Genomic DNA, 22,499 nt, shown 5'->3' on the forward strand with positions numbered 1-22,499 from the left:
TAACAAAGAAAACAACAGTAACATCAAAAAAAGAAAAAGTATGGACATTCAGATTACAAAATCCCAGCTCAGACTGCTTTGCGGCGGTCTGATAGGACTTGCATCACTGGTGATGCAGGCATGTGACATGGAACAGGACAAGGACGTGCGCGAAAGCATCTGCGGTAACTGGGAAAGCGTGGAAAGCAAACCCGACCTGCTCATCTACAAGGAAGGAAATGCGTACAAGGTGACCGTATTCAAACGCAGCGGCATAAGCCGCAAGCTGAAGCCGGAAACCTATCTGCTGCAGATGGAAGACAACGGAAACCTGTTTATGAATACCGGATTCCGCATAGATGTGGCGTACAATGAGGAAACGGACATCCTGACCTTCTCGCCGAACGGGGACTATATAAGGGCCACTCCCGCAGCAGACAACGCGGAAGACAGACAATGACAACCGATAATGACCACTAAATCCAAAGAAAGAAAATGAAAATAAAAATTCTGACAATCTTCTGCCTGTGCCTGCTTTACGCAGGCAGGGCAAGCGCACAATGGGCGGTCATAGACCCGTCCAACATTGCACAAAGCATCATAAACACCTCGAAGAATGTGGCGCATACCTCGACCACCGCAACGAATATGGTCAAAAACTTTCAGGAGACCGTCAAGATCTACGAGCAGGGAAAGAAGTATTATGACGCGCTGAAATCGGTGAACAATCTTGTAAAAGACGCCAGAAAGGTGCAGCAGACCATCCTGATGGTGGGCGACATCACGGACATCTATGTGAACAGTTTCCAGAAGATGATGCGTGACGAGAACTTCACCGTGGAGGAACTCGGAGCCATCGCGTTCGGATATACCAAACTGCTTGAGGAAAGCAATGACGTGCTGACGGAGCTGAAGAACGTGGTGAACATCACCACACTCTCGATGACGGACAAGGAACGCATGGACGTGGTGGAACGCTGCTACTCGAAAATGAGAAGATACCGGAACCTTGTCGGCTATTATACCAACAAGAACATTTCGGTAAGCTATCTGCGTGCGAAAAAGAAAAACGACCTTGACCGCGTGCTGGGTCTTTACGGAAATGCAAACGAAAGATACTGGTAGCCTATGGACTTTGAAAACCTTCATCAGATACTCCGCTCGCTTTACGAGGAGATGATGCCCCTGTGCGAGGACATGGCCGGTGTCGCGAAAGGGATTGCCGGTCTGGGTGCGCTGTTCTATGTCGCCTACCGTGTGTGGCAGTCACTTGCCAGGGCGGAACCGATAGAGGTGTTCCCCATGCTGCGCCCCTTTGCGATAGGATTCTGTATCATGCTTTTCCCGTCGCTTGTTCTGGGAACGCTCAACGGGGTCATGTCGCCCATCGTTCAGGGAACGGCAAAGATACTGGAGGCGGAAACGCTGGACATGAACGAATACCGCAAGCAGAAAGACGAGCTTGAACATGAGGCGATGATGCGCAACCCGGAAACCGCCTATCTTGTCAGCAACGAGGAATTTGACAGGCAGCTGGACGAACTGGGCTGGTCGCCGGAGGACGTGGTGACCATGACGGGAATGTATATCGAACGTGGCATGTACAACATGAAAAAGTCCGTGCGTGACTTCTTCCGCGAGATACTCGAACTGATGTTCCAGGCTGCCGGTCTTGTCATAGATACCATACGCACGTTCTTTCTCGTGGTGCTGGCGATACTTGGTCCGATAGCCTTCGCCATATCGGTATGGGACGGTTTCCAGAGCACGCTGACGCAGTGGATTTGCCGCTATATACAGGTTTACCTGTGGCTTCCCGTATCGGACATGTTCAGTACGGTGCTGGCAAAGATACAGGTACTGATGTTGCAAAGCGACATCGAACGTATGCAGGCGGACCCGAACTTCTCACTTGATTCGAGCGACGGCGTGTATATCGTATTCATGATAATCGGGATTATCGGATACTTTACCATTCCGACCGTATCGGGCTGGATCATTCAGGCCGGAGGCATGGGCAACTACGGACGCAACGTCAATCAGGTAGCCGGAAAATCCGCCGGATTCACAGGCAGTGTTGCCGGTGCCACCGCCGGAAACGTGACGGGACGTGTGGGCAAGCTGCTGAAATAAACCAACAGAACAACTAAAAACAGATAAAGTAATATGGAATTCAAGTCATTGAAGAATATTGAAACATCATTCAGGCAGATACGCCTGTTCGGTATCGTCTTCCTGTCACTGTGTACCGTGATAACGGTGTGGAGCGTATGGAGTTCCTACCGCTTTGCGGAAAAGCAGAGGGAAAAGATTTATGTGCTGGACAACGGCAAGAGCCTGATGCTGGCTCTCTCGCAGGACCTTTCACAGAACCGTCCTGCGGAAGCCCGCGAGCATGTACGTCGCTTTCACGAACTGTTCTTTACCCTGTCACCGGAGAAGAGCGCCATCGAGCACAATGTGAGACGTGCCCTGCTGCTGGCAGACCGCAGCGTGTATAACTATTACTCGGACTTTGCGGAAAAGGGCTACTACAACCGCATCATTGCCGGCAATATCACGCAGGTGCTGAAAGTGGACAGCGTGGTGTGCGATTTCGAGCATTATCCCTACCGTGCGACCACCTATGCCACCCAGCAGATAATCCGTCAGAGCAACGTCACGGAGCGCAGCCTCGTGACGACCTGCCGCCTGCTGAACGCCTCGCGGTCTGACGACAATCCCAACGGATTCACGATAGAGGGGTTCACCATCATAGAGAACAAGGACCTGCAAACCGTCAAAAGATAATGGAATGAAAGAAAAAGCAATGAAACCGCTGCGGATGGCATATGAGAAAATCCGCGGTACAAGAGAGCGGATAGTTTCCGGACTGAAGGACTATCTGGACGGACTTCCGCAAAAGACAAGGAAAAGAATCGTACTGGCTATGCTGGCCGTATTTGCCACGCTTGCCCTTTACACGTTCGGAAAGTCGCTGTACGATATAGGACGTGATGACGGACGGAAACTGAATATCGGACACGCCGGACAGCTCCCCGTAAAGGGAGAATGCGGCGGCAAGATTCATCACAATTTTATAAAACAGTATAAGGATGGAAAATAAGGAAACAAGAAAAGAGAACGGGGACAGCCCCGAAAAGAAGAACAGGGAACGTACACCACTGACGGAGGCGCAAAGGCTGAAACGTCAGAAGATGATAGTCCTGCCTGCAATGGTTCTGGTCTTCATCGGTGCCATGTGGCTGATATTCGCTCCCTCTTCCGACAAGGAGGAACAGCCGGGTGCGACGGGCTACAACACGGAGATACCGGATGCGGACAAGGACAACAGGAAGATTATCGGTGACAAGGTCAAAGCCTACGAGCAGGGAGAAATGGAGGAACGCAGGGCAAGCCGCAACCATGCCATGCAGGAACTCGGCAGCATGTTCGACCGGGAAGTTTCCGTGACCGGGGACAATCCGGACTTCGACCTTGCCAGTCCCGGTGGCGGAAGTGATACGGATACGGCATCATCGCCGGCTTCGCAGACAATCAGGTCATCGGCCACCGCCTACCGTGACCTGAACGCCACGCTCGGCAACTTCTATGAGCAGCCTTCGGGAAACAGTGCTGAAATGGAGGAGCTGATGGAGCGCATATCCTCGCTGGAAACGGAACTTGAAAGGGAGAAGGAAAAAGGTTCCTCAATGGACGAGCAGGTGGTGCTTATGGAAAAGTCGTATGAACTGGCATCCAAATACATGGGTGGTCAGAACGGACAACAGACAGCACAGGCATCGCCGGTACGGAAGGCGGAAGAGCATACGGCAATGCCGGTCAAGCAGGTTACCAGACAGGTGGTTTCCTCCCTTGCACAGCCTATGAGCAATGCGAAATTTGCCGCCATGTATGCACAGGAGCGCAACATGGGTTTCCACACGGCAGTGGGAAGCCGTACGGTATCGGACAAGAACACCATATCGGCATGTGTCTATGGGGCACAGAGCGTGACGGACGGGCAGGCTGTCCGGCTGCGGCTTCTGGAGCCGATGGCGGTTGCGGAGAAAATCATCCCACGCAATGCCGTCCTTGTCGGAGCGGCAAGGATTCAGGGTGAACGTCTCGGCATAGCAGTCACTTCGCTGGAACATGAGGGGACGATCATTCCGGTCGAGCTTTCCGTTTACGACACGGACGGACAGGAAGGAATCTTCATCCCGAACTCGATGGAAATGAACGCAGTCCGTGAGGTAGCCGCCAACATGGGCGGATCGCTCGGCAGCAGCATCAACATCTCCACCGATGCGAAGGCACAGCTCGCCTCCGACCTGGGCAAGGGGCTGATACAGGGCACAAGCCAGTATATAGCCAAGAAGATGCGTACCGTCAAGGTACATCTGAAAGCCGGATACAAGGTCATGCTGTATCAGGACAGAAATTAACAACAAAAAATTATCAATTTATTATTACCACTAAATCCAAAGTAAAATGAAAAAAGTAATTATGATGTTCGCCCTGTTTATGGGCATCGTATCTGCCCAAGCGCAGGAAAACAAGACCGCCGAAGAAAACGGAAGTGACAGACCGGCTCAGGAAGTGAAGCAGGAAGAGGTTCAGAAACTCTCTCTGAGCAAAGAAATCTATCCGCAGAAAGAGGCGGACGGCGACCTGTATCACGGTCTGACCCGCAAGCTGACCTTTGACCGCATGATACCGCCGCACGGACTGGAAGTGACCTACAACAAAACCGTGCATATAATCTTTCCGTCAGAGGTGCGCTACGTGGACCTGGGCTCACCGAACCTTATTGCCGGAAAAGCGGACGGGGCTGAGAATGTGATAAGAGTGAAAGCTACGGTAAGAAATTTCCAGAACGAGACGAACATGAGCGTCATCACGGAGGACGGCGGCTTTTACACCTTCAACGTCAAATATGCGGAAGAGCCGCTGCTCCTCAATGTGGAGATGTGCGACTTCATCCACGACGGTGAAGCGGTGAACCGTCCGAACAACGCGATGGAGATTTACCTGAAGGAACTGGGGAATGAAAGTCCGATGCTGGTGCGTCTTATCATGAAGTCCATCCACAGACAGAACAAGCGTGAGGTGAAGCATATCGGCTGCAAGCGTTTCGGTATCCAGTATATCCTCAAAGGCATCTATACGCATAACGGACTTCTGTATTTCCATACGGAAATCAAGAACCAGAGCAACGTCCCGTTTGACGTGGACTATATCACATGGAAAATCGTGGACAAGAAGGTGGCAAAGCGTACAGCCGTGCAGGAACAGGTCATTCTTCCGCTCCGTGCGCAGAACTATGTGACCTGCGTGCCGGGAAAGAAAAAGGAACGTACCGTGTTCACGATGTCCAAGTTCACCATTCCGGACGACAAATGCCTCGTGGTGGAACTGCATGAGAAGAACGGAGGACGTCACCAGTCCTTTACCGTAGAGAACGAGGATCTGGTACGAGCCACAACGATTAACGAACTTCAGGTACGATGAACATGAGAAAGTACATGATAGCACTGGCAGCGTCGCTTGCCCTGTTCACGGGGCGGGCGAACGCCCAGCGATGCCTGCCGGGAATGCAGGGCATCGAAGTGAAGGCGGCAATGACGGACGGTTTCAGGATGGGCGGCAATGACGGAGGGCACAGTTTCGGGGCGCTTCTTTCGACCTATACGAAAAACGGCAACAAATGGTCGCTGGGCGGTGAATACCTGTTGAAAAACAGTCCGTACAATGATGTGAAGATACCGGTGGCACAGTTTACCGCCGAAGGCGGCTACCACTTCAAGGTGCTTTCCGATGCCCGCAAAATCGTGTTTCTCTATGCCGGCGTTTCCGCTCTTGCCGGATATGAAACGGTGAACTGGGGCGACAAGGTGCTGTATGACGGGGCGAGGCTCCACGACAGTGACGCTTTTGTCTATGGCGGTGCGGTGACGCTCGACATGGAGGTGTATGTGGCTGACCGTCTGGCTCTGCTTGCCAGCCTGCGCGAGCGTTGTCTTTGGGGAGGTGACACGAGAAAGCTCCACACGCAGTTTGGAATAGGTATCAAGTTCATCATAAATTAGGACGGGTATGGATATAGCTGAAATGAGGCAGATACCGATTGCGGACTTTCTCCGAAGGCTGGGACATGAACCGACAAGAAGAAGCGGAAACGAATTGTGGTATTCGGCACCTTACAGGAGCGAAAGGACACCGTCCTTCCGTGTGAATGTGGAAAAGAATGTCTGGTACGATTTCGGGCTGGGCATAGGCGGTGACATCTTCAATCTTGCCGGAGAGTTTATCCACAGCCGTGATTTTCTCGCCCAGGTAAGGTTCATATCGGAAAGTGCCGGTGTGCCTATGGTGCAGCCGGATGCTTCCACCTTCAGGAAAAAGACTCCCGAACCGTCCTTTGAGGACGTGGAGGTCTTGCCCCTGCGGTATCAGGCTTTGAAGAAATATCTGGTGGAACGTGGCATATCTCCCGATACAGCGTCCTTTTACTGCTGCCAGTTGAACTACTACGTCCACAAGAAGAAATATTTCGCCGTCGGCTTCTCCAATGTGTCCGGCGGTTATGAACTCCGGAACCGGCTTTTCAAAGGGTGCATACCGCCCAAAGACGTATCCCTGATAAAGCGGAAGGACGGGCAGGCTGAAAGTTGCAGCCTTTATGAGGGCTTCATGGACTTCCTGTCCGCCGTGACGCTCGGCATGGCGGAGGACGGCGACAGCCTTGTCCTGAACTCGGTCGCCAATGTGGACAGGAGTTTCCGTTATCTGGACGGTTACGAAAGGATACGGTGCTACCTCGACAACGATGAAGCCGGACACCGGACGGTGGAAAAACTGCGGATGCGGTACGGTGAGAAGGTGTCGGACTGCCGTGGGTTATACAAAGGCTGCAAGGACCTGAACGAGTATTTGCAGCAACGGATAAACAAACAGAATAACAACAAACTTAAAATCAGATAAGATGATGAAGATTATGAATAATAACAGCAACAGAGGCAAATCAATTTTCAAGGCAGTGGCAGTCTGCATGGCTGTCCTGGCTGCGGGACTTTTTGCGTCCTGCGATGACGATATGGACATACAGCAGAGCTACCCGTTTACGGTGGAAACCATGCCTGTCCCTCACGATGTGGCAAAGGGGCAGACCGTGGAAATCCGCTGTGAGATGAAGAAGGAGGGCAATTTTGCCAATACACTCTATACGATACGTTACTTCCAGTATGAAGGTAAAGGGACACTGAAGATGGACAACGGTACGGTATTCCTGCCGAACGACCGTTACCTGCTGGAGAACGAGAAGTTCCGTCTGTACTACACCTCGCAATGCGATGAAACACAGAATTTCATCGTGGTCGTGGAGGATAACTTCGGCAACTCCCATGAAATGGAGTTTGATTTCAACAACTCCAACACTTCAGAAACGGAAAGCGACAGTGTGCCAGCCGTCAGTCCGTCCACTTCCAAACAAATCCGTGAATGAGGTACAGGATGTTGTTAGTGCTCTGTTTCCTTTCGTTGGGCTGCACTTTGTCGGCACAGGAACCTGAAAGGGAAACAGCCAAGGAAGCAAGGATTTTCAGGTTGCCGGAATTTGAGAGGGCATTTTTGTGTGTACGCTATTTTGAGGGCTGGCACTCGGAAAAGAACCATCCTTATGTCGGCTGGGGGCATTGCCTCCAGCCGGGCGAGATATACTCGGCACGCACCATGACAAGACAGCAGGCTGACGAACTGCTGCGAAAAGACCTTCGGAAGTTCTGCGCCATGTTCCGGCATCTGGGAAAGGATTCGCTGCTCCTGGGTACATTAGCTTATAATGTGGGACCGTTCCGGCTCTTGGGCAGCGGAAAGATACCCAAAAGCAAGCTGATCCGAAAACTGGAAGCCGGTGACAGGGACATCTATGAGGAGTATATATCCTACTGCCACTACAAGGGACGGAAAATCCGCTCGATAGAACGGCGACGGAAAATGGAATTTCTGCTGCTGTTCAAGAGGTAGCAGTAAGGGAGAGCTTCACCCAAATGGTGGGGTTCTCCCTTGTCATTTTCTGGAAAGGTTTTGCTTTGCTCCGGGAAAAGACCTAATTTTGTATCACTTTTTTTGAAACAGAAAAACAATCATGGAAAATTATATGGCAAAAGCGGCGGATGCCTTTCTGACAGGGCGTCCGTATGGCATACGTCTTGACTTCAAACACAAGGGTTTCGCTCTTTTCAACTACAACATGAACGAGCTTGGCAACCATCTTCCCGGCAGACTGGAAACGCTTCCGCTGGAGGATTTTGACGTGGAGGATATTCCGCTGTGCGGGGAGCGTATTGTCCGAAAGGAAAACATAACGGACATCTTCTTCTATGACGAGAAGAGCAACCCGTATTCGGACAACCGTGTGGATATGAAGAAACTGAAAGCATACAACAAATATATCTATCCGCTTTCACTTATTCTGAATAGAAATCTGTAAGATGGAAACAAAAAAGACTTCCGTTAGTGGAAGTCTTTGGAACAGCGGTTTCTTTGCTACTTTCTTTGTCCGCCTTCTGCTCACCGAAAGAAAGTAGGGCGGCTCTCGCCGCCTCTGCCTAAAGTCGGGTGTAAAGTCCCGTTACATCCGTGAAAATCTGCTGGAGCATATCAAAGTACACTCCCTCGTATTTGGCTATCTCCTTGACCTTGATGTCCGCATACTTCGTCAGTGTCTGACGATAGAAATACATGGTGTATGTATCCGTGTCTTCATCCAATATGATTTTCAGTCTGTTGGCTGACGTCTTGTTCCTTGCAAGGCTCATTTGTAGTCCGTTGCCCAAATTGATATAGTTACGGCTTCCCGTCATGACGGTAAATCCATGACCGCCCAACTGCTGTAAGATTGTATTCGCTATCATCTGTATATGAATTTAAGTTATTGTCAATGGGTGGCTTTTGCCACCCGATTTTTTTATACGTTCATGCTCTGCCTTATATGTTCCAATGTCCGCTCGGCAATGGGTCGTGTTTCCTCCGTCCAAAGGTCATAGTCATGTACGGATATTCCCACACTCCGCAAGTCACGGATATAGCCGGACACATAATCTCCCGTAGGGAGGTAAACGAACTGCATCCATGCGTCCCTGCTGTCTGTCAGTATAAAATAGTATTTCATGCTCTTTCTTTTTTATGGGTTGTCTGTTTCGGGTGTGGGCGGTATTGTGTACCGCCACACCTTTAGTATTCTTTCATTTCGGCAATGGGGGTATATTTTCTGAGCCATTCCACCACATGCACCATGTTGTATTCTGAAGTGATGACTGCCGTATGTTCGCTTATCGGGGTCATTCTTGTACTTTCGTAGCTCTCTATCCACTCCTTTAGTGTTGCCACATCACAAGTATCGGTACACATCATATCCAAAATTCCGATAGGGTCGCTGAATGTCACAATCAAAGTATCATAGTATGCTGTCATAATCTGTCCTCCTTTCCTTTTATCCATTCGTCACGCAGTTGTCTGCACTCCTCCAATGTCGGTCTCACGCAGGAGAAAAGTTCTCCGTCCGTGTGTCGGTAATCATATTGGAAAAGGGTTGTTCTTTTCCGTCTGATAGTCGTTTGGTACTTTTCGTACTTCTCAGTACCTGCCGTCTGGCAGGTACTCACTCCGTTGATGGTCATTCTTGTTGTCATGGTAGTCATTTATTAAAATTCAACAATCAGTAGTCGGTTCTCCATTACCTTTTCGGGGTCGGTTATCATCCTTTGGGCTACCCAAAGGTGATGCGCTCCGAAGCCGTAGGCGAACAGCCTTCCGAAGTTCTCGTTTTCTGAAAGTTTCGCCATTGAATTGCGGATTTCCGTTTCGCTGAAACTCAAGGACAAGGTGTTTATCAGACTGACAAAGATGTCGGTTACTTTCTCGTCCCATAATATCAGTATGTTTTCTATCTTTATTTCCATATCATGTATATTTTGAAGTCTATAAATCAAGCACTCATCCGCTTGCGGATAAGTTCGGCATTGCTCTCTACAAGGCTGATGATGCGGTCGTGGTATTCGGTATTGGAATTGCATACACCTCTGCTCTGTACCACCTTGAATGTTGTCAGTGAAACCTCCACCGTTTCAATGCGTTTGCCGTCAATGGTTGCGGATAGGATAAGGGAGTCTGTCCTCTTGTGATAGCTTCCCACACAATGGTGCATCAGTTTTCCTTCAAGTTGCATTTCTGCCACACTCTCAATGACCTTTACAAGAATAAGGTTGTCGGTAAACACAAGTCCGAAGAACTTGCCTTTGGACTTCAGATAATTCTTTTCGTCCTTGACCAACTGCTCCCTGCGTTGCTCCGCTCTTTCCCTTTCAATCTGTTCTTCGCGTTTTCTGACAAGTCGGTCATGTGTCTTTTTCAAGTCTGTCGGACAAACATATTTTGGGCAGTGGGTGTCTTTCCCAAAATGTCGGAGCAGTCTTACAAGGTCACACCACATGGAGGCATCTGCAATATGATAGCCGTTTCGGATACAGATTTTTATGGAGTTCCAATATTCATGCAAATTGACATTTGAAATGACGGCATATCTGAACATTTCTGTCTGTCCCGCTTTAAGCAATGTTTCCTTTTTGCTGTCGGTCAGAATGGCGGTAAAAAATTCGTATGGGGTCAGTTCGTGGAATGCTCCCTTGAAGCCGTTCCGCCTTAATTCGGGAATGATGCGCATTGCCGGATAACTCTTGTATGCGTCTATGTTGTATGCTTTCAGCATCTTGTTGCTGCGTAAATCCATATCGCTCCATTCAGTCCAAAGGTCGTAGTACATCGTGTGCATGGCTCTCAGTCGGGCAATAACTTCGGTCTTTCCGTTTGGGGCAATCCACCATTGCACCACCTCCCGAATGGAATACTCTGCCTTCTGTCCCACCTTGTATGTTGCTCCTACCATAAAGTAGCGCAACACTTGATAGCCTTTTCGGGTCGTAATGATTTCATAATATGCGCTGTCCCTGAAAACTCTCTTTCGGGTATCAAGTATTTCAAGTTCCTTTCCGCAATGGGGACAGCTACAGCCACATATAGTTTCCGCAAGAGTGTGTCCGCCTTTCCAGCGGTGTCCACATTCCGAACAAGTGATAGTTCCGCCTTTTGTGCGGTAGGCATGATGCTTGAAGCAATGTTCAAAAGCGTGTGCTTTCTGCTTGTCTGTCAGTTCGGGCAGTCCGCTTGACAAACGGACTACCTCTTTCTGTATGCGTGTTCTCGGTTTCATATCAAAAATCAAATAATGAGGGTTGGACTTGTGTTTCTTTTTTCGCTGTCGGCTTGTTGCGGTTCTGTAGCTTTTGGAGTTCCATCTGCTGATATTGGGCAACAGCCTTTCTTCTTGCTTCCTGCTTTTCCTCTTCTGTCAGTTCCACCACATGGTTTACAACTACTTGACATTGTATAGGCTTGCCTACTTCAATCTCGTTTTCATCGTAATAGTGAATGGCTTGTCCGTAAATCTCTCCGTCTGAAAAGCCGTTGCAACCGCTTTTCTGCACATAGTTCAGAATGTATGTGACACAATCGTCTATGTTCTTGGCTGGGTTGCGGTAGCTTTTGGCGAATAGTTCATCTTCCGCTGCTCTCTGCTCCAAAAACATCTGTATGGTTCGTTTGAAATGGTCTGTTCCTTTCATCATAATCTCAAATTTTAGTCGGGTTGTCGTTCAAATAAAGTATCTCGCAATCTTCCACTTCTGTGGGAAGTCCGAAAAGGGGGTAATGGGTGAAATAAGGCTGTGCGTTCCCTTCTTCATCTGTGAGGGGTGAAACATCTTGTACTTGCCATTGCTTCATCCATCTGTCTATTGTCTGAACTTCATCGTCTGTGAGTGCGGTTGCATCGCCATTGATGATATAGGCTAAACTCCATGTGGGTATCTTTTCCGTTGTCCTGTTCATATCCGTTCCTTTATGTGGTCAGACAATCTCTTGTAAAATCTCTGTGTGGTATTGTGGGGGGCATTCCACCAAAAGAAAACCGATAAAGTCCTTTCTCGCTTCCTTGTTGAGTTCGTGGTATAGCCTTCTTAGGGTTGAATGGTTGCCGTTGATGTAGGTTTCCACCATATACTCAAAGATGTTGTCCACCTCGTAAAATCTGCATTGCTGCGCTGCTGTCTTGCTGTATCGTTTCATAATGTTATGCTTTTGGGAGTTAATTCAAAGTGTCAGTAGCCATAGGAAAAAGCCGAAAATGGCAATGAGGAATATGATGAATACCATTACATTGATAACCATTCGGAATACTCCACAGACTATTTCTCTGATGATGTACCAAAGGATATTGACTATCCAAAGGAAACAGCGCAACAGAAATGCGAATACTGCAAGTCCAACGGATTGCGCTGTCTGTCTTATGTTCATTGCTGCTGTCATTTTGGGTGTCGTTTGCCAAGTTCTACTATTCTGTCAATTCTTCCGTACAATATCTTGCGGAGTGCCGTCTTGTCCATAGCCTTGTATTCTCTCCATTGTCCGTACTGGCTTACAAGGAATGTCCTCAGTATGTCGGAGAAGTCAAACCGCCATCCTTGCAATGGTATCGCACTTTTGAAATAGGTATTGCCGTTTACCTTTTCGGTTATCCAATTCTTTTCCTCTCTGTTCAGCACCTCGCCATTGTTCACTTTCATACGAAGTCTGTAAACCTTGCACTCATGTAGGCTTTCCAATGTCGGAACTTCCCACTTCACGAATTTTGTTGCTACTGCTGCTTCCATATCCATTTGTTTTTATTTTTAATGCGGATTCGAGAGCTGAGGGAGTTGAGTTTCCAACCTTATATGCCTCCCGTTTATCCGACATTTTTTTTAATGCGTCTTTCTGTCGCTTCGGTCGTTTTCGTTTCGGGTGCTTCAAAAAAGGTAGGGAGTGGGTAGAGCAAGGGTTTTCAAAGAAAAAATACTACCCGCAGGGCTGGAGATTTTTTCTAAAAACCATTGAGCATCCCAATCCCGGATTTACCTTTGCACCCAGAACGGGAACGATCCACCTGATGCGACTGTCTGAAAGACCATCAAAATGGAGGTAAACGGATGTGGAGGCATATTGGATATGAAATGTTCCGGGAAAAGAAAGAAAGGAAATCTCAAAAAGAAGGGATACGGCGAAAACGTGAAACCGGCAAACATTCCAAGAAAGTATGTTGCAACCGTGTGGCTAAACCTGTTTAGTTATGCGGTTGCAATTTTCTTTCCGGTTTGCCGTCATGGGTAATGGCACTTTTCATTTATGGAAGGTGTGGTTACCCATGACTTCCGTTTTCGATTAGAGGAACCGACAAAAAAAAGAAAATCAACAGGTAACAGCCGTAAAAGCACCGCTTGTGGCATAAGCAAAAAAAGAAAGGGGCCTTGCATCATCAGTCTGAACATGGTTCAGGCGTGACGCAAAGCCCTTTTCTATGCTTATGCAATAGTAGGAACATGGTCGTCAACTTATTGATGATGATGTTCCTACGAATAAATTCGCTTTTACGGAAAAACTTGTCTGTGGAGCTTAAAAAGCTGGATTTTTATTTCAATATATGCCATTAAAGTGCTACTTTTGCATACGAAGAGTTCTTTGAAGGTTACGCAATGCGCAGAAGAATAAAACAGCAGATAACTAACTAATTCGTAACCTATTACTACTATGAGTTGGTAACTGCAACTCATTTTCAATCACTTAGACCTTTTTCGTAATTTCCTTATACAAATTTACTAAAAATGGGCGAGAAAATGCAATTTAGCGCCGGGAATCTTGCATTGCGTTGGTCGAAGAGGTCGCGGTTCACCCCAAATGGATAGTAGACCATGGTTCTGTCCGGTCGGTATGTTACTGCTGTGGCACTTTGGCACAAATAGGTTGGCAAGCCGCTTAGTGTCGTATTTTGCATCTGATATGTACTTTCAGAACTCCCACCGTCACATGCCGGCATGCTGTTTCGCGCTTTGTACATAGGCTGCAAGCCGCTCCTCGGCATGATACTCCGGCCAATCAGTATCGCGGTGGCATGCAAGTGCCGGTGGATATAATGCAGAATTAATGTTTAACTTCGGGCGTATAACTTCCATAGTGTCAGGCAGATGTGCGGTTTGACGGCACGGGTTAGTGCATGCTTTTGTGGCTGTAAATTCATTGCGGCAAAGGTGTCCAACTCATGTGGATAGCTAAAATGTATATGCCGAAACGGCAATTATAAAGAATTTTTGAGTAACTTTGCATTCGCTTTATGAATCAATGATTATGAGTCTGTTTGACATTTGCCTTCTGTCACTGGCCTTGGCTATGGATTGCTTTGCTGTGTCTATGGTCAGCGGGGTTATCATGCGGCGTTTCATTTTTTGTGTTACGATACGCATGGCTGTTTTCTTCGGGGCGTTTCAGGCATTCATGCCTTTCCTGGGATGGCTCGGCACGAATTATTTCAGCGACTACCTGCAGTCTGTCGACCATTGGATAGCATTCGGCCTGCTTGCCTTTCTTGGCGGAAAAATGATTAGAGACGCATTTGTGGAGGAAGAAGAATGCCACCATTTCAACCCGCGCAAGCTACGCACTCAGATTGTGCTCTCGGTCGCCACCAGCATTGATGCGCTGGCTGTGGGCATCTCGTTTGCCTGCCTTGGATACAAAAACGCCGGACAGTTGGGTGTTCCGTTGCTCGTTATAGGCCTTGTCTCGTTTGTCATGGCCATCACAGGCAATGCGCTCGGGGTGAAGTTTGGCAAGGCAATAGCAAAGAAGCTGAAGCCCGAGTTGGTGGGAGGAGTAATATTGATGCTCATAGGAATAAAGATATTGGTAAGCCATCTGGCCGAATGAGCGTGTGGCCAGAGCGAGTGGGGCAGAGCACTCTTGCCGCGGGCACATTGCTCGATGTAGACTGCGGCACGCCATGGGAGTGGGATTAAATCATGACAAAAGTATGTAATGTGGGGCTGCCTCTGCCATTTTGCATGGCAAAACGGCCCGTTTCTAAAAGCGATATGGCCTGTTTGGCGGCGTGATGGCGGCCGTTTTGAATGCCAATGGGCGCAGGCCGGCTAATGTGTTGTCTGTCAATGTAATTGGGATAACGGCATGATGCGAATGCCGATGGTAATTGATTATTACAAACAGTGGCATTGGTCATCTGTAAATCATTAATTTTCTTAACTAAATTCTTATCATTATGAAGTTATCAGAACAGAGAAGCAGTATGCTGCATGGCGTTTTGTTGATTGCGCTTTTTTCTTGTGCAGCTTTTTATATCGGTGACATGGACTTTGTCAAGGCCCTGTCGCTTAGTCCGATGATTGTCGGAATCATCCTCGGAATGCTCTATGCCAACAGCTTGAGAAACAACCTTCCGGATACATGGGTGCCCGGCATACAGTTCTGTTCAAAGCGCGTGTTGCGCATAGGCATCATATTCTACGGCTTCAGGCTTACGTTCCAGGATGTAACGGCGGTAGGCCTGCCGGCAATATTGGTCGACGCCATCATCGTGGCCACGACCATTGGCGTGGGCATGGCTGTGGGGCGGCTCCTCAAGATGGACAGGGGCATAACCCTGCTCACATCCGTTGGCAGCTCCATCTGTGGCGCTGCGGCCGTGCTGGGCACAGAATCTACTATAAGGATAAAGCCGTATAAGACGGCCGTGGCCGTGGCAACAGTCGTGATATTCGGCACATTGTCGATGTTTCTTTACCCGATAGCTTACCGTAGCGGGCTCATCGACCTGTCGCCGGAAGCAATGGGCATATTCACCGGGGCCACTGTCCACGAGGTTGCCCATGTGGTCGGGGCCGGAAACGCCATGGGCAAGGCTGTGGCAGACCCGGCCATCATCGTAAAGATGATAAGGGTGATGATGCTGGTGCCGGTTTTGTTTATCATAGGTTATTTCGTTGCGCGCGCTGCCGTGAATGGCACTGGCGACTCGAGCAGGGCAAAGATAGCTATACCATGGTTTGCGGTGCTCTTCCTTGTGGTCATCGGTTTCAACTCGTTCGACTTGCTTCCCGAAGCCGTTGTCGGCTTCATCAACACTCTCGACACATTCCTGCTTACAATGGCAATGACGGCTTTGGGAGCCGAGACGAGCATCGACAAATTCCGCAAAGCCGGTGCCAAGCCTTTTGTTCTTGCCCTCGTATTGTATGTCTGGCTTATTTTTGCCGGATATGGCATGGTGAAATATCTTGTGCCGGCAATTGTCTGACCCTTGCCCCTTTCCCGCAGACGGGCATGTTCCGGCGTCTGCAATGAGCCCGGCCGGTGCTGTTTGGGGCATTACGTCGGGCGGCGCCGTGACCTGCACCGGAGGTGAGATGGTGGTGGAAGGGCGGCGTGACAGTGCCGCGACAGCCAGCCGTTGTCTTTGGCAACGCATGGTGCAGGCGCTACTGTAGCACTGCGAGTCGCCGTCTGCTCGCCCCCAAGTGGGCATGGCTTACAGGTCAATACGCATTGAGCCCCCTTCTGGCATCTTGGTTGCCAGTAGGGGGCTCGGTGGTTGTGTGCCGTCAGTCGGTCGCTGAGGCACGCATTCTATTGCTTGCTCAATGCTTTTATCCTGCGCCGTGCTTCGTAAGCATCGGGATAGAGCTCAAGCGCTTTTCGGTAGTTGGCTATGGCGGCGTCGGTCATGTGCTCGTTCTCGCACTCCTTGCCGAGCATGGTGTATTCCACGGCAAGCTTCTTCATTTGTTCTTCCTTGCGGAGCAACTCATCCCTGAGACTGCCGTTTTCGGCCATGAGCGATGTTATTATACTTAACTTGCGCCGTATGAGTCGTTTGGCTGCCGGTTTCTCTATGTCGTAACGGCTGTGGATGGCCTTGAAAAAGTTTGTTATGAAACCATCGAAGTCGTGGTCGTCGAAGGCCTTCACTGCCTCTCGGTACTCAATGTCGGCCTTGCTCTCGCTCAGTGCTTTAGCAAATATGCTGTTGTTGTTGTACTGTCGGGCAAAGCGCACCACTTCCGGCCTTACGAAAACGTCTTTTGGCTTGAGCGGTTCGGTAAGGCTGATGCCTTCAAGCGACGTGCAACGGCTCAGGGCTACATAGGCTTGGCCTCCGGCAAACACCCCTCCGGTGAAGTCGATGCTGACCTGCCTGAATGTCAGTCCCTGGCTTTTGTGTACGGTAATGGCCCACGCCAGTCGCATGGGGAACTGTCGGTAGACGCCAAGTTGCTGCTCTTCTATCTTCTGCTCCTTCTCGTTGAATGTGTAGCGTATGTTTTCCCATATGTCACGTTCAACGTCGTGCTCGTTGCCATCTTCAGTTATCACGCTTATTATTCCCTGTGTCTCGTCTATGGCATCTATCACACCGAGCGTGCCGTTGACCCATCTCTTGTCTTTGTCGTTCTTGATGAATATTATCTGGGCACCTGGCTTCAAGTGCAATTCGATTGGGGTGGGTAGCGATGTTATCGGAAACTCGCCGCTCACCTCGCCATGGAATACTGTAGCCGCGCCTTCGAGCTTGCTGAGCTGTTGCTCGTTTATATAGTCTACGGTGTCGCGACGCGAGGCCAGGGTGATGGTCAGCGCATTGCCGTCGGATTGCAACTTGCGGCCCACCTGCCCGTTGAGTATCCTCAGTTCCCTTTCCCCGGCAGTGTTGTTGCGTATGTGGTCGAGTATGTCAATGAATGTCCTGTCGGTCTGCCTGTACACCTTTTTCAGTTCAATGCTAATCAGCTGCATCTCCCTGAAGACCTTGGCCGAGAAGAAATAGAACGATTCGTAAAACGGTTGCAGCAGCCTGCGGTCGTCTTCGGTTACTACGGGTTCCAGCTGGTAGATGTCGCCGACAAGCAAGAGCTGCTTGCCCCCGAACGGTTCGCGCATGTTGCGGCAATATATCCGTAGCACCTTGTCTATGAAATCGATGATGTCTGCGCGCACCATGCTTATCTCGTCAATGATAATGAGGTCGATTTCGCGCAACAGTTTGCAATGGTCGCTGCTGTATTTTAGTGTCTTCCTTATGTTGCGGGTGTTGTATCTGTTGTCCGTCGGGATGAGGGGATGGAACGGCAGACGGAAGAAACTGTGGAGAGTGCTGCCACCTGCATTGATGGCCGCAATGCCCGTTGGGGCAAGTATCACATGTTTCTTTTGGGTGTTCTGGGCAACATAGCGTAAAAATGTAGATTTACCCGTGCCCGCTTTGCCTGTCAGGAAAAGCGAGCGACGGGTTGTGTTGATGATGTGCAGTGCCGACTGCCATTCGCGATTGTTCAAGTCTAATTCCATTGGTTTGCCGTTACCAATCAAAAGTAGACGTCCTCGTATGATGGCTTTCTCTTGCCAGCTTCATTGTTGTGGCCGGTTTTGTTGCGCTGCTTGTCGTTGTGGGGCGCCGTTGGGTGCGTGCCACCGTGGTTGCGGCTTGTGTCACGGTTCACCGGGTTGATTTCTGGGTCGAGTGATATGGACACTCCGCTGATGGCAGCGCCTATGCTGTCGATGAGACTGGAGTCGGGATTTTCTTTCTTCCTGTAGTAGCTGCTACAGTTATACATATCGTATTCAATCTCGTCGGTGGGCTTGGCAAACTTGCCGTGATACCGTTTGAAGGCCGGGTCGCCCAATAGCGACTCAAGGAAATTGCCGCAGATGGGCAGTGCCGTGCGGCTGCCCTGGCCCAAGGCGCCGGTGCGGAAGTGTATGCTACGGTACTCGCCACCGACCCATGCTCCAACTACAATCTTTGGACTGACACCGACAAACCATGCGTCGGAGTGGTTGTTTGATGTGCCGGTCTTGCCTCCGAATTCAGTATCGTTGTATGCCCTGACATACCGCCACAGGCTCATGCTCGTGCCACCTGGCTCACGCAGGCCTCCGAGAAGCAACTGCTGCATGAGGAATGCGCTCTTGTAGGGTATGGCTTGGCGCTGTTCTGACGGCGCAACGTATATTTCATTGCCGTCGCGGTCGAGTATCCTTGTCACCAGCACAGGGTCGTGGGCCTTGCCGTCGTTAACCACGGTGCTGTATGCATTTACCAGTTCCAGCAGGTTGACGTCGCTTGAGCCCAATGCCAGCGATGGCGTATTGTCCAGCGGGCTTTTTATTCCCATGGCGTGCGCTGTGTTTACAATGTTGTCAATGCCGACTTCTTGCCCGAGCTTCACTGCCACAGAGTTGATGCTTTGGGCAAAGGCTGCCTTCAGCGGCATAGAGTCGCCGGTGAAATAACCATTGGCGTTGGTAGGCGCCCACGTAACTTCTTTCTTCTTGAACTTGTCATACACGCGCATGCTGAAGTATTCGTCACGACGCTTGTCGCATGGCGTGAGGCCCTGGTTCATGGCTTCCGCATATACAAAGAGCTTGAACGTCGAGCCTGGCTGGCGCATGGCTGTTACCTTGTCATACTTCCATGTGTCGAAATCAATGTCGCCAACCCATGCCTTAACGTAGCCGGTGTTGGGCTCCATTGCCACAAAGCCGCAATGCATGAACCGCTCCATGTAGCGAATGGAGTCGAGAGTGCTCATCTCTTTCTCTATCGTGCCTTTGTCGTAATCAAACAGTTTCACTGTGTGCGGCTTGTTGAGCCAGTATGATATGGAGTCCGGCTCGTCGGCATATTTCTCTGACAGATACTTGTATACAGGCAGTTTCTTTGCAATGTCTTCTATGAAATTGGGAATCTCATTGTGGTTTTCATCCTGCCAGGGGTTTGTGTTGCCCCAGTGGTTGTCGAAGTTCCGCTGTACGACTTTCATTTGCTTGCGGGCTGCTTCCTCCGCATATTTCTGCATTTTTGTATCTATTGTCGTATAGATTTTCAGTCCGCTGTTGTATAGGTCATACCCGTTCTCCTTGCACCAGTCACGCAAGTAGTTTGCAATAGCCTCGCGGAAGTAGGTCGCCTGGCCGTCGTATGTGCTCTCAACGCTGTAGTTCAGCGTGATGGGCAAATTCTTCAAGGAGTCGTACTGGGCACTTGTCAGGTCGCCGTGAACCACCATGTTGTTCATCACGGTGTTGCGTCTTCTGAGGCTGTTGTCCGGGTTTAGGCGTGGATTGTAATAAGTTGTTGCCTTCAGCATGCCCACAAGGACGGCCGCTTGCTCTGTGGTAAGCTCGGCGGGAGTGTTGCCGAAATATGTCTTGCAAGCCGTCTTGATGCCAAAAGCGTTCGAACCGAAGTCGACGGTATTGGCATACATGGTTAGAATTTCTTTTTTGGTGAATAGCTGTTCTATCTTTACGGCCGTAATCCACTCCTTGCTTTTCATGATGAGAATCTTCAGTCCGGGTATCTTTCCGAGCAATCCCGTGGAGTATTGCGTGCGCACCCTGAACATGTTCTTGGCCAATTGCTGCGTAATGGTCGACGCTCCCCTGGCGTCGTTGTGCAGGGCAAAGTCCTTGATTGCTGCGAAGACACCCTGGAAGTCTATGCCGAAATGTTTGTAAAAGCGTTCGTCTTCTGTGTCTACCAACGCCTTCCAGAACACCGGGTTTACGTCTTCGTATTCTACAGGAGTCCTGTTCTCGCTGAAGAATTTGCCTATCATCACGCTGTCGGCACTATATATTTCTGTTGCTTGGTTGGTGATAGGATTCTTTATTGTGGCCATGTCTGGCGACTTGCCGAAGAGCCACAGGAAGTTAATGTCAACCGCAACTAAATACAAGATGAATGCCACAATGAAAGACATCAATGCCGATATGGTCTTGATATACCACGGTCTTCCTTTGTATAGGCTCTTGTACCAACGCCAAGCCTTGCCCTTTGCATCTTTGCAAAAGTCAAAACAGCGTCTTACTGCATTACTTTTATTCTTTGTCCTGTTCATATTTGAGAAATGTATTGCATTATAGCGTCTTTGTCGTCAGGGTTATACCAATGGGCATCGTCGTACTTTTTAAACCATGTCAGTTGTTTCCGTGCATACCGCCTTGTGTTGCCCTTTATGCGCTCGACAGCCTCGTCGAGCGTGTATTTGCCTTCGATGTAAGCGAAGAGTTCCTTGTATCCGACAGTGTTTAATGCGTTTGAATCCTTGAAAGGATAGAGGGCCTTGGCTTCATCGAGCAATCCCGCATCCATCATTTTGTCTACTCGGCCATTTATTCTCGTGTATAATTCTTCACGTGGGCGGTTCAACACAATCTTTACCACGTTGAAATTGCGCTTCTTTGTCACGCTTGTTCTGAATGAAGAATAAGGTTTTCCGGTTTGTATGCATATCTCCAAGCCATGCAAAACACGGCGGACATTTCTTTTGTCTACTATTTCATAGTATTGTGGGTCAAGCTTTTCTAACTCTTTGCACAAGGCATCCAAGCCTTCTTTTTCAAGGCGTTCTTTCATCATTGAGCGTATGCCGGCTTCGATGGTGGGGATGTCATCGATGCCGTTGCAAACGGCATCGATGTACATCATGCTTCCTCCTGTCATCAGGGCTTTGGCTCCGTGTTTGGCACAAAGGGCTTCGTGTCCTTGCCTGAAGAGCCTGCCTAACAAACTGATTACGTCTTGCTCGTACATGGCGGCATTATAGTAGTCGGCGAGTTTCAGGTTACCGATGAAGTAATGCCTCACCGCCTGCAGTTGCTCAGCGGTCGGGGCAGCTGTGCCGATGCGCATACCATCATACATTTGCCGTGAGTCGGCGCTTATGATCGGTATGTTGTACTTGCTGGCAATCTCCAAGCATAACTCTGTCTTACCAACAGCTGTTGGGCCTGTGACTACTATTAGCGTGTCCATTACCTGATTATTCCGCGTTTGGAATTCTCTATGAACGTGCAGATATATTCTACTTCTTTTACTCCTGGATACTTTGCGCGTGCTTCCTGAATGCCATCTTTGATTATGCCGTTGGCATAAATTATGCGGTAGGTGTCGTGTATTGTTTCTATAGCCTCATTGCTAAACCCTCTACGACGTAGCCCTATGATGTTTATTCCGCAGTATCTTGTGGGCTCTTTACCTGCAATTATGAATGGAGGGATGTCTTGGCTGAAGCGGCAACCGCCCTGAATCATGACATAACCTCCTATCCGGCAGAACTGATGGCACAGCACTGTTGCGCTGATAATGGCATTGTCGTCAATGACCACCTCGCCGGCCATCTTGGTGGAGTTGCCCATTATCAAGCCGTTGCCTATGACACAGTCGTGGGCGATGTGCACGTTTTCCATGAGCAGGCAGCCTGAGCCAATGGTTGTCTTGCCCTTGCTGGCAGTGCCGCGGCTTATGGTGACGGTCTCCCTGATGCTGTTGTTGTTGCCAATCTCACAGAGAGTGTCTTCACCTTTGTATTTCAGGTCTTGCGGCTTTGTGCTTATACTCGCCCCCGGGAAGAACTCATTGTTGTCGCCAATGCGTGCCCCTGTGTGTATGGTAACGCTGTTATAGAGCTTGTTGTTGTTGCCTATAACCACATTCTTGTCGATAAAGCAGAACGGTCCGATGACATTGTTGTCTCCTAATTTAGCTTCCGGGTCAACGAAAGCCATTGGGCTTATTATGTTCATGTGCT

At 49.4% G+C, this 22,499-nt stretch carries 29 protein-coding genes; 15 read left to right on the top strand and 14 right to left on the bottom strand.

Annotation, left to right across the window (positions count from 1 at the left end; all coding sequences use genetic code 11):
* Positions 1 to 40 precede the first annotated feature (40 nt).
* The 12 genes from M3089_RS03350 to M3089_RS03405 all read left to right on the top strand — a co-directional run bounded on the left by M3089_RS03350 (position 41) and on the right by M3089_RS03405 (position 8,452).
* Complete coding sequence (locus M3089_RS03350) at positions 41 to 439, top strand: DUF3876 domain-containing protein (RefSeq protein WP_204482190.1); 399 nt, start codon at positions 41 to 43, stop codon at positions 437 to 439.
* Positions 440 to 474: 35 nt separating this feature from the next.
* Positions 475 to 1,104: a DUF4141 domain-containing protein gene (locus M3089_RS03355; protein WP_249081756.1), complete on the top strand. Its 630-nt coding sequence runs from the start codon at positions 475 to 477 to the stop codon at positions 1,102 to 1,104.
* A gap of 3 nt (positions 1,105 to 1,107) precedes the next feature.
* On the top strand, positions 1,108 to 2,112 hold the full coding sequence (traJ, locus tag M3089_RS03360) for a conjugative transposon protein TraJ (protein ID WP_204482186.1): 1,005 nt from the start codon (positions 1,108 to 1,110) through the stop codon (positions 2,110 to 2,112).
* Between the two features lie 33 nt (positions 2,113 to 2,145).
* Positions 2,146 to 2,769 carry a conjugative transposon protein TraK gene (gene traK / locus M3089_RS03365; RefSeq protein ID WP_204482185.1) on the top strand — a complete coding sequence of 208 codons (624 nt, stop codon included), beginning with the start codon at positions 2,146 to 2,148 and terminating at the stop codon, positions 2,767 to 2,769.
* Between the two features lie 4 nt (positions 2,770 to 2,773).
* Positions 2,774 to 3,085, top strand: coding sequence for a TraL conjugative transposon family protein (locus M3089_RS03370; protein WP_449566840.1), 312 nt, complete (start codon positions 2,774 to 2,776; stop codon positions 3,083 to 3,085).
* Entirely contained in the window at positions 3,075 to 4,406 is a 1,332-nt protein-coding gene (gene traM / locus M3089_RS03375; RefSeq protein ID WP_249081757.1) for a conjugative transposon protein TraM, read from the top strand. Before M3089_RS03370 ends, traM begins: the two co-directional genes overlap by 11 nt.
* Positions 4,407 to 4,452: 46 nt before the next feature.
* On the top strand, positions 4,453 to 5,472 hold the full coding sequence (gene traN, locus M3089_RS03380; protein WP_235302268.1) for a conjugative transposon protein TraN: 1,020 nt from the start codon (positions 4,453 to 4,455) through the stop codon (positions 5,470 to 5,472).
* Between the two features lie 2 nt (positions 5,473 to 5,474).
* On the top strand, positions 5,475 to 6,050 hold the full coding sequence (locus tag M3089_RS03385) for a conjugal transfer protein TraO (RefSeq protein WP_204482233.1): 576 nt from the start codon (positions 5,475 to 5,477) through the stop codon (positions 6,048 to 6,050).
* Positions 6,051 to 6,057: 7 nt separating this feature from the next.
* Positions 6,058 to 6,945, top strand: a complete 888-nt coding sequence (locus M3089_RS03390; RefSeq protein WP_249081758.1) for a toprim domain-containing protein — start codon at positions 6,058 to 6,060, stop codon at positions 6,943 to 6,945.
* Between the two features lie 4 nt (positions 6,946 to 6,949).
* On the top strand, positions 6,950 to 7,465 hold the full coding sequence (locus M3089_RS03395) for a DUF3872 domain-containing protein (RefSeq protein WP_204482231.1): 516 nt from the start codon (positions 6,950 to 6,952) through the stop codon (positions 7,463 to 7,465).
* On the top strand, positions 7,462 to 7,986 hold the full coding sequence (locus M3089_RS03400; protein ID WP_249081759.1) for a lysozyme: 525 nt from the start codon (positions 7,462 to 7,464) through the stop codon (positions 7,984 to 7,986). The genes M3089_RS03395 and M3089_RS03400 overlap by 4 nt, the downstream gene beginning before the upstream one ends.
* A gap of 121 nt (positions 7,987 to 8,107) precedes the next feature.
* Positions 8,108 to 8,452, top strand: a complete 345-nt coding sequence (locus tag M3089_RS03405) for a hypothetical protein (protein ID WP_022232581.1) — start codon at positions 8,108 to 8,110, stop codon at positions 8,450 to 8,452.
* A 118-nt stretch (positions 8,453 to 8,570) separates the two neighbouring features.
* On the opposite strand, the gene M3089_RS03410 is transcribed toward M3089_RS03405, so the two are convergent.
* From M3089_RS03410 to M3089_RS03460, 10 genes are all read right to left on the bottom strand, one after another.
* Positions 8,571 to 8,876, bottom strand: a complete 306-nt coding sequence (locus tag M3089_RS03410) for a hypothetical protein (protein WP_005650230.1) — start codon at positions 8,874 to 8,876, stop codon at positions 8,571 to 8,573.
* Between the two features lie 53 nt (positions 8,877 to 8,929).
* A complete protein-coding gene (locus M3089_RS03415) occupies positions 8,930 to 9,133 on the bottom strand; it encodes a hypothetical protein (RefSeq protein WP_204482179.1) in 204 nt (67 codons plus the stop codon).
* 62 nt (positions 9,134 to 9,195) lie between these two features.
* The gene (locus M3089_RS03420) at positions 9,196 to 9,462 is read right to left on the bottom strand and encodes a DUF6956 domain-containing protein (protein WP_239484174.1); all 267 of its coding nucleotides are present in this window, start codon (positions 9,460 to 9,462) and stop codon (positions 9,196 to 9,198) included.
* Entirely contained in the window at positions 9,432 to 9,653 is a 222-nt protein-coding gene (locus tag M3089_RS03425) for a DUF3873 domain-containing protein (RefSeq protein WP_249081760.1), read from the bottom strand. Before M3089_RS03425 ends, M3089_RS03420 begins: the two co-directional genes overlap by 31 nt.
* A 12-nt stretch (positions 9,654 to 9,665) precedes the next feature.
* Entirely contained in the window at positions 9,666 to 9,923 is a 258-nt protein-coding gene (locus tag M3089_RS03430) for a hypothetical protein (protein ID WP_005650240.1), read from the bottom strand.
* 26 nt (positions 9,924 to 9,949) lie between these two features.
* Complete coding sequence (locus tag M3089_RS03435; RefSeq protein ID WP_249081761.1) at positions 9,950 to 11,230, bottom strand: PcfJ domain-containing protein; 1,281 nt, start codon at positions 11,228 to 11,230, stop codon at positions 9,950 to 9,952.
* Position 11,231: 1 nt separating this feature from the next.
* A complete protein-coding gene (locus M3089_RS03440) occupies positions 11,232 to 11,642 on the bottom strand; it encodes a PcfK-like family protein (RefSeq protein ID WP_022217992.1) in 411 nt (136 codons plus the stop codon).
* A gap of 7 nt (positions 11,643 to 11,649) precedes the next feature.
* Entirely contained in the window at positions 11,650 to 11,907 is a 258-nt protein-coding gene (locus M3089_RS03445; RefSeq protein ID WP_005650248.1) for a DUF6926 domain-containing protein, read from the bottom strand.
* 18 nt (positions 11,908 to 11,925) lie between these two features.
* Complete coding sequence (locus M3089_RS03450; protein WP_013619456.1) at positions 11,926 to 12,144, bottom strand: hypothetical protein; 219 nt, start codon at positions 12,142 to 12,144, stop codon at positions 11,926 to 11,928.
* A gap of 236 nt (positions 12,145 to 12,380) precedes the next feature.
* Positions 12,381 to 12,728, bottom strand: coding sequence for a molybdenum ABC transporter ATP-binding protein (locus tag M3089_RS03460; protein ID WP_249081889.1), 348 nt, complete (start codon positions 12,726 to 12,728; stop codon positions 12,381 to 12,383).
* Between the two features lie 301 nt (positions 12,729 to 13,029).
* Between M3089_RS03460 and M3089_RS03465 the strand changes: the two genes are divergently transcribed.
* The 3 genes from M3089_RS03465 to M3089_RS03475 all read left to right on the top strand — a co-directional run bounded on the left by M3089_RS03465 (position 13,030) and on the right by M3089_RS03475 (position 16,198).
* Positions 13,030 to 13,224, top strand: a complete 195-nt coding sequence (locus tag M3089_RS03465; protein ID WP_057099064.1) for a hypothetical protein — start codon at positions 13,030 to 13,032, stop codon at positions 13,222 to 13,224.
* Between the two features lie 1,011 nt (positions 13,225 to 14,235).
* On the top strand, positions 14,236 to 14,814 hold the full coding sequence (locus tag M3089_RS03470) for a manganese efflux pump MntP (RefSeq protein WP_249081762.1): 579 nt from the start codon (positions 14,236 to 14,238) through the stop codon (positions 14,812 to 14,814).
* Between the two features lie 349 nt (positions 14,815 to 15,163).
* Positions 15,164 to 16,198, top strand: coding sequence for a YeiH family protein (locus tag M3089_RS03475; protein ID WP_249081764.1), 1,035 nt, complete (start codon positions 15,164 to 15,166; stop codon positions 16,196 to 16,198).
* A 329-nt stretch (positions 16,199 to 16,527) separates the two neighbouring features.
* Here the strand turns inward: M3089_RS03475 and M3089_RS03480 are convergent, their stop codons facing one another.
* From M3089_RS03480 to lpxA, 4 genes are read right to left on the bottom strand one after another with little or no spacing between them, the layout of a single operon-like run.
* Positions 16,528 to 18,246 (bottom strand): AAA family ATPase, encoded by a 1,719-nt coding sequence (locus M3089_RS03480; RefSeq protein ID WP_249081766.1) that lies wholly within the window; start codon positions 18,244 to 18,246, stop codon positions 16,528 to 16,530.
* A gap of 17 nt (positions 18,247 to 18,263) precedes the next feature.
* Positions 18,264 to 20,807 (bottom strand): transglycosylase domain-containing protein, encoded by a 2,544-nt coding sequence (locus M3089_RS03485; RefSeq protein ID WP_249081768.1) that lies wholly within the window; start codon positions 20,805 to 20,807, stop codon positions 18,264 to 18,266.
* A complete protein-coding gene (gene miaA / locus M3089_RS03490; RefSeq protein ID WP_249081769.1) occupies positions 20,804 to 21,724 on the bottom strand; it encodes a tRNA (adenosine(37)-N6)-dimethylallyltransferase MiaA in 921 nt (306 codons plus the stop codon). Before miaA ends, M3089_RS03485 begins: the two co-directional genes overlap by 4 nt.
* Positions 21,724 to 22,494: an acyl-ACP--UDP-N-acetylglucosamine O-acyltransferase gene (gene lpxA / locus M3089_RS03495; RefSeq protein ID WP_205110051.1), complete on the bottom strand. Its 771-nt coding sequence runs from the start codon at positions 22,492 to 22,494 to the stop codon at positions 21,724 to 21,726. Before lpxA ends, miaA begins: the two co-directional genes overlap by 1 nt.
* Positions 22,495 to 22,499: the final 5 nt, after the last annotated feature.

It is taken from the genome of Marseilla massiliensis (genome assembly GCF_023336985.1).
Classification (GTDB): Bacteria; Bacteroidota; Bacteroidia; order Bacteroidales; family Bacteroidaceae; genus Prevotella; species Prevotella intestinigallinarum.

Excerpts from the sequence above, each read along its gene's own strand:
- traM (WP_249081757.1), top strand. The coding sequence starts at position 3,075 with ATGGAAAATAAGGAAACAAGAAAAGAGAACGGGGACAGCCCCGAAAAG.
- M3089_RS03450 (WP_013619456.1), bottom strand. The coding sequence starts at position 12,144 with ATGAAACGATACAGCAAGACAGCAGCGCAGCAATGCAGATTTTACGAG.
- lpxA (WP_205110051.1), bottom strand. The coding sequence starts at position 22,494 with ATGAACATAATAAGCCCAATGGCTTTCGTTGACCCGGAAGCTAAATTA.
- M3089_RS03440 (WP_022217992.1), bottom strand. The coding sequence starts at position 11,642 with ATGAAAGGAACAGACCATTTCAAACGAACCATACAGATGTTTTTGGAG.
- traJ (WP_204482186.1), top strand. The coding sequence starts at position 1,108 with ATGGACTTTGAAAACCTTCATCAGATACTCCGCTCGCTTTACGAGGAG.
- M3089_RS03415 (WP_204482179.1), bottom strand. The coding sequence starts at position 9,133 with ATGAAATACTATTTTATACTGACAGACAGCAGGGACGCATGGATGCAG.
- M3089_RS03400 (WP_249081759.1), top strand. The coding sequence starts at position 7,462 with ATGAGGTACAGGATGTTGTTAGTGCTCTGTTTCCTTTCGTTGGGCTGC.
- M3089_RS03350 (WP_204482190.1), top strand. The coding sequence starts at position 41 with ATGGACATTCAGATTACAAAATCCCAGCTCAGACTGCTTTGCGGCGGT.
- M3089_RS03430 (WP_005650240.1), bottom strand. The coding sequence starts at position 9,923 with ATGGAAATAAAGATAGAAAACATACTGATATTATGGGACGAGAAAGTA.
- M3089_RS03370 (WP_449566840.1), top strand. The coding sequence starts at position 2,774 with ATGAAAGAAAAAGCAATGAAACCGCTGCGGATGGCATATGAGAAAATC.
- M3089_RS03465 (WP_057099064.1), top strand. The coding sequence starts at position 13,030 with ATGGAGGTAAACGGATGTGGAGGCATATTGGATATGAAATGTTCCGGG.
- M3089_RS03405 (WP_022232581.1), top strand. The coding sequence starts at position 8,108 with ATGGAAAATTATATGGCAAAAGCGGCGGATGCCTTTCTGACAGGGCGT.
- M3089_RS03355 (WP_249081756.1), top strand. The coding sequence starts at position 475 with ATGAAAATAAAAATTCTGACAATCTTCTGCCTGTGCCTGCTTTACGCA.
- M3089_RS03485 (WP_249081768.1), bottom strand. The coding sequence starts at position 20,807 with ATGAACAGGACAAAGAATAAAAGTAATGCAGTAAGACGCTGTTTTGAC.
- miaA (WP_249081769.1), bottom strand. The coding sequence starts at position 21,724 with ATGGACACGCTAATAGTAGTCACAGGCCCAACAGCTGTTGGTAAGACA.
- M3089_RS03385 (WP_204482233.1), top strand. The coding sequence starts at position 5,475 with ATGAGAAAGTACATGATAGCACTGGCAGCGTCGCTTGCCCTGTTCACG.
- M3089_RS03390 (WP_249081758.1), top strand. The coding sequence starts at position 6,058 with ATGGATATAGCTGAAATGAGGCAGATACCGATTGCGGACTTTCTCCGA.
- M3089_RS03410 (WP_005650230.1), bottom strand. The coding sequence starts at position 8,876 with ATGATAGCGAATACAATCTTACAGCAGTTGGGCGGTCATGGATTTACC.
- M3089_RS03425 (WP_249081760.1), bottom strand. The coding sequence starts at position 9,653 with ATGACAACAAGAATGACCATCAACGGAGTGAGTACCTGCCAGACGGCA.
- M3089_RS03460 (WP_249081889.1), bottom strand. The coding sequence starts at position 12,728 with ATGGAAGCAGCAGTAGCAACAAAATTCGTGAAGTGGGAAGTTCCGACA.
- M3089_RS03420 (WP_239484174.1), bottom strand. The coding sequence starts at position 9,462 with ATGGATAAAAGGAAAGGAGGACAGATTATGACAGCATACTATGATACT.
- M3089_RS03470 (WP_249081762.1), top strand. The coding sequence starts at position 14,236 with ATGAGTCTGTTTGACATTTGCCTTCTGTCACTGGCCTTGGCTATGGAT.
- M3089_RS03435 (WP_249081761.1), bottom strand. The coding sequence starts at position 11,230 with ATGAAACCGAGAACACGCATACAGAAAGAGGTAGTCCGTTTGTCAAGC.
- traN (WP_235302268.1), top strand. The coding sequence starts at position 4,453 with ATGAAAAAAGTAATTATGATGTTCGCCCTGTTTATGGGCATCGTATCT.
- M3089_RS03395 (WP_204482231.1), top strand. The coding sequence starts at position 6,950 with ATGAAGATTATGAATAATAACAGCAACAGAGGCAAATCAATTTTCAAG.
- M3089_RS03445 (WP_005650248.1), bottom strand. The coding sequence starts at position 11,907 with ATGAACAGGACAACGGAAAAGATACCCACATGGAGTTTAGCCTATATC.
- M3089_RS03475 (WP_249081764.1), top strand. The coding sequence starts at position 15,164 with ATGAAGTTATCAGAACAGAGAAGCAGTATGCTGCATGGCGTTTTGTTG.
- M3089_RS03480 (WP_249081766.1), bottom strand. The coding sequence starts at position 18,246 with ATGGAATTAGACTTGAACAATCGCGAATGGCAGTCGGCACTGCACATC.
- traK (WP_204482185.1), top strand. The coding sequence starts at position 2,146 with ATGGAATTCAAGTCATTGAAGAATATTGAAACATCATTCAGGCAGATA.